Annotated in this window: 3 protein-coding genes and 1 rRNA gene; 2 read left to right on the top strand and 2 right to left on the bottom strand. The window is 54.2% G+C overall.

Features of this window, described 5'->3' with window-relative positions:
- Positions 1 to 743 precede the first annotated feature (743 nt).
- Entirely contained in the window at positions 744 to 2,393 is a 1,650-nt protein-coding gene (locus MHX66_RS10375) for an MFS transporter (RefSeq protein WP_239202848.1), read from the top strand.
- Positions 2,394 to 2,475: 82 nt separating this feature from the next.
- Positions 2,476 to 3,426, top strand: coding sequence for an aldo/keto reductase (locus tag MHX66_RS10370; RefSeq protein WP_255717399.1), 951 nt, complete (start codon positions 2,476 to 2,478; stop codon positions 3,424 to 3,426).
- 127 nt (positions 3,427 to 3,553) lie between these two features.
- Here the strand turns inward: MHX66_RS10370 and MHX66_RS10365 are convergent, their stop codons facing one another.
- Both MHX66_RS10365 and rrf read right to left on the bottom strand, forming a co-directional pair.
- Positions 3,554 to 4,156, bottom strand: coding sequence for a TetR/AcrR family transcriptional regulator (locus MHX66_RS10365; protein ID WP_239202846.1), 603 nt, complete (start codon positions 4,154 to 4,156; stop codon positions 3,554 to 3,556).
- Between the two features lie 639 nt (positions 4,157 to 4,795).
- Positions 4,796 to 4,905: ribosomal RNA gene (gene rrf, locus MHX66_RS10360) — 5S ribosomal RNA — on the bottom strand; the annotation flags it as partial.

Here is a 4,905-nt window from a genome sequence, read left to right as displayed (position 1 = left end):
GGCGAAGCCACTCAGGAGGTCGCATGAGCCAGTCGCAACACCGGGCTCGTGCCGGTCCCTGAGATCGTCATGCTGCCTATTTTATCGAAAGGGCAGATACACCACTCGCGTGGACTTGACCGTAAACGAGTCGCAGCCACTGCCAGCCGTCTAATCGAAGGCAGGAAGGTTTCCGGGTGGAAACAAGCCATCAACCAAATGGCCGTGGCCTACCCCGACCGCTTCGACCAATACCTCTAGAAATCAAGCCCCACACACAAACAACTTGACACGCTCCACGGTGATCAGAATGAAAAATTTTTGGCCGGTCGCCGCAAACCTCTTCAGCGTGCGCATCTTCGGTTTAGAACGAAGGGTCGAAGGTCTGACACATTCACTTGACCGAATACTCGGTTCGATGAGCTTCACCAACCCGGAAGCGGATTACTAGTTTAACTCCTCGGAAGACCATTTAATTGCCTTGTGCAACCTGCCACTTTTCACATGACAAGGGCTCCGGCACCTCATTTGAACCATTTGGAGCAACATTCATTAGAGTTTGCATGCCTCTTCTAACACCCCACCAGAACAAGACAGCAAGCGTCTACCGAACGGGGAGATCAGGCTTAACCCAATAGTCCACCTATAGGTAAGCAAGAAAATTCAGACCGAACAGTGGAAAATCCTCGGAGCATCATATAACCTTCCAATTAACCGACCGTCGGTCGGTTTTATACCTACGGTACTTCAAGATGGGATCACACATGACCGCCCTCACCGCTTCCCTAGATTCTCCGCAAACGAAACCTCACACAACCGGCCGCGCATGGACGCTTCTCATCACGTCGCTAAGCGCCTTTATGCTCATGCTTGACATCACGGTCGTGAACGTCGCCCTACCTGATATCCGATCCTCATTCGATGCCAGCTTCACCCAGCTACAGTGGGTTCTCGATTCCTACGCCATTGGACTCGCCGCCATTTTGGTGGCTGCCGGGTCACTCGGAGACAGATTTGGCCGACGCCGACTCTTTACAATTGGCCTCGCCGTCTTTACGGTCGCATCTCTCCTTTGCGGCGTTGCATGGAACATTGAAATTCTCATCGCCTCCCGCGTCCTTCAGGGACTCGGTGGTGCGATCCTCTTTGCCATCGGACCGGCCCTCATCGGCAACGTTTACACCGGGCCAGACCGTAGCCGCGCATTCGGTATTTTCGGCGCCGTCAGCGGACTTGCCATCGCCTTCGGCCCCCTTATTGGCGGCGGCTTAACCGACGGGCTTGACTGGCGGTGGATCTTCCTTGTTAACGTCCCCGTCGGACTGATTTGCATGGGCATCACGTTCTTCCGCGTCACAGAGTCTCGCTCACAAAACACCCCACCCGTTGATATCGCCGGAACGCTCACCTTCTCTACCGCACTGACCTGCTTCGTCTTTGCCCTCCTGCGTGGGGAAGCAGAAGGCTGGACCAGCGATATCATCCTCAGCCTCTTCGCCGCTACAATCATCGCAGCGATTGCTTTCATACTGATCCAGGTTCGCAAAGGCGACCAGGCGTTGTTCGACATGACGCTATTTCGGAACCGAACCTACAACGGTCTCAATATCGTCACGCTCACCATTAACATTTCCGTATTCGCCGCCATTTTCCTCTTCGTCACCTACCTGCAGTCCTACCTGGGGTACAGCGCATGGGACACTGGCCTTCGTGCCCTACCTCTGACCTTGACACTTTTCGTTGGTGCAGCCGCCACTTCTGAGCTTGCCTCCCGCACTTCCCCACGTGTCGTCCTCTCCCTCTCTCTGGCTTGTGTCGCCGTGGGCTTACTACTCATCAACCTCGTCGACGTACATGACTCTTGGACCGCTGCTCTGCCTATGATGTTCGTCCTCGGCATGGGGATGGGCCTGTTTAATCCCGTCCGTGCTGAATTGTCTGTATCCACCACTACCCCTGACCGGACCGGTGTGGCCTCCGGCGTCAACGAAACCTTCCAGCAGGTCGGCACCGCCATCGGCATCGCCGGCATCGGTGCTTTGTTCGCCAACCGAGTCACCGCAAACTTCACTTCTAATGACGCCACTGCCATCCTTACTGACTCCCGCTCCGCAGTCGCCGATGCTGCAGCCACCGGAGGTGGCAAAATCATCGCCACAGCAGTCCCGGAAGCTATTCGCGCCCCCATTGTCGATGCAGCTAACACCGCATTCATTGACAGTCTCCACATCGCCTTCACAACAGCAGCCGCCATCGCCGCCATCGGACTCATCGCTGCTCTATTCTCCATTCGCCGCAGCGACCTCATTACCCATGAGCCGGACAACACACCCGCACACACTGCCCCCACCCCACAGGCGGAAGCCAACACGCCGCCCGTAGACGAACAACCCATCACAGCAACGCCAAGTTAGCGCCCTACCCAGCCGACTACGACCAGTGTGCACCAACCAATCATCGGTCGGCACTAACCCCTCTTTTCTAAGGACAATTTCCATGCAAACTCGTCAACTCCGCGACCTCACCGTTTCTGCTGTCGGCCTGGGATGTATGGGCATGAGCACTGTTTACGGCCGACCGAACAAAACTGAAGCCATCGCCACGCTGAACCTCGCACTCGATCAAGGCATAACCTTCTTCGACACGGCCGAGTCCTACGGCAACGGTCACAATGAAGAACTACTCGGTGAGCACCTATCACACCGCGACGATATTGTTATCGCGACTAAATTCGGCATCACTACCAACCGACTATCCTTCCCCACTGGACAAGACGGACGACCAGAAAACTGCCGCACAGCTGTCATTGGATCCTTAAAAAGACTCCGCCGCGACTACATCGACCTCTATTATCTTCACCGGCCTGACCCTGAGGTCCCCATCGAAGAATCTATCGGCGCTATGGCTGACCTCGTGCAAGAAGGCCTCATCCGCCACATTGGCGTCAGTGAGCTCTCAGCTGAACAACTCCATACCGCCAATGAGACGTACCCCATCACCGCGCTGCAATCAGAATGGTCACTCTTATCACGCGACATTGAACAAGGACCCGTACCCGAAGCGCGGAAACACAACATTGGTATCGTGTCATACTCGCCGCTCAGCAGAGGCCTCCTGTCCGGGGATAACAAAGCCACCACGCAACTCCCCCTACTTGACTACCGACGAGCTCTTCCCCGCTGGAAACGCCGAAACCTCAAGAAAAACCTAGAACAAGTCGAAATCATCGAATCCATCGCCCGCAATCACAACGCCACAGCCGCCCAAGTATCCCTTGCCTGGGTACTGGCACGAGGCAAGGATGTCGTTCCTATTCCAGGAACAAAACAGCGAGCAAAACTACTAGAGAATGTCAACGCTCTCAAGGTTTCCCTCACGGAGGACGAGCTCACAAGACTCAACAAGTTGCAAGCTCATGGCGGTCGGTACACAGGCATGCCAGAGTGAAGATGGCATACAAGTCTTCCAAACTGCATTATCGGCAACCTGGAAAGGAAAATTTGGCATTCGTCTTCGGGAACCTCACTTCAAGGATCTTCCTCCCCTCACCTCAACGATGAGGCTGCAGCCGCACCTAATACGCAAGCGCTTCGATAAAACGCAACAAAAGTGGACGGTACTCAGCGTAACAACGCTGCGGATCATCACTCGCTGTCATCTCGTCAAGCGTTCCTTCGAGCATAGCTACTACAAGCACTGTAGCGGCATTAACGCTGACGTCATCCCCAATCTTTCCTTGCGCTTCCAGTAGCGAGAAGATCTTAGAAACGAGAGGAACCCGAACTCGATTGTCTAGTTCCCGCCTCTCACCAGCTGACAAAACACCTACTGCCTGCTGACGAAGATTGCGATACCGACTATCGACCTGAATAGATTCCATTGCAGAGTCAAGAGCACCAGAAACAAGCGAATCAGAATCCACTTGATTCTCAAAAGCGTACTCGATCTTCCGCGCTGCACTATCGCAGGCCTCTGAGAGAACAGCCTTGAGCAACGAACTCTTATCCTCAAAATGATGATAGAAAGCGCCCTTTGACACCCTCGCATCATCGGCGATCTGGGCTATCGAAGTGTCAGAGTATCCAAAGGTTGAAAACCTTTCAGAACCCGACTTGATAAGGGCTTGTCGAGTAAGAGCTGCGTATTCTTCACGACGGGTTCTATGGCCTTGTGTCACCGCATTCTCCTTTCAGCTTTTTATGGGGAGATTAACCGAGCAAAGAAGCAACATGTGAGATTCTCACGAGCACAGCTCTACTGTAGAGCCATTATTGTTCGATAAAAAAGCAGACCGCGAAACCGACCATCCACCCATTTGCTAGGACAGCCGTGCAGTTCCACGGTCACTCCGCGCAGAATTCGCGCGGTTACGAAAAACAGGCTGCCAGTGCCGCCACAACTAGGCCAAAAATCATTGCGACTTCATGAAGCAGGACCTATCTGCGGTTGCCAGCAGCGGGTCGACCCAGCTGACCTCTGAACAGTGCGCAATATACACCGCGGCTTGCAGGCTCTTCACCGCTTCTGCTGGGCCCAGCGGACAGGGTAATCAACGCAGAAAGGCCGAAGGCTATCAATCAAACAGAAAGGAACCCCTCGTGGAAAATGTACTAGTCAACGGATTGGTCGCAGTTGCCGAAAATTTCCGAAACCTGCTTGTAAACGTAACCGGCAGGTTCGGTGATGTACTCGGTGGTCTGCAGACCGCAAGCCAGAACTCCACCCAAGTCCTAACGCATTCGCGACAAGATTTTGGCATGAGAAAAGGGAGCATGCACGCCATAGACGTACATACTCCCTCAATTTTTAGTTTTAGTGCCGGCGGTGACTTACTCTCCCACACCCTCCCAGGTGCAGTACCATCAGCGCAGGTAGGCTTAGCTTCCGGGTTCGGAAAGGGACCGGGCGTGACCCCACCGCTAACAA

The sequence above is a fragment of the Corynebacterium sp. ACRPH genome, assembly GCF_022347285.1.
GTDB lineage: Bacteria > Actinomycetota > Actinomycetes > Mycobacteriales > Mycobacteriaceae > Corynebacterium.
Note: the sequence above shows the minus strand (reverse complement) of the source record. Positions and strands in the feature narration are given on the sequence as shown.

What these genes read in the sequence shown, in the direction of transcription:
- MHX66_RS10375 (WP_239202848.1), top strand. Translation starts at nt 744, where the DNA reads ATGACCGCCCTCACCGCTTCCCTAGATTCTCCGCAAACGAAACCTCAC.
- MHX66_RS10370 (WP_255717399.1), top strand. Translation starts at nt 2,476, where the DNA reads ATGCAAACTCGTCAACTCCGCGACCTCACCGTTTCTGCTGTCGGCCTG.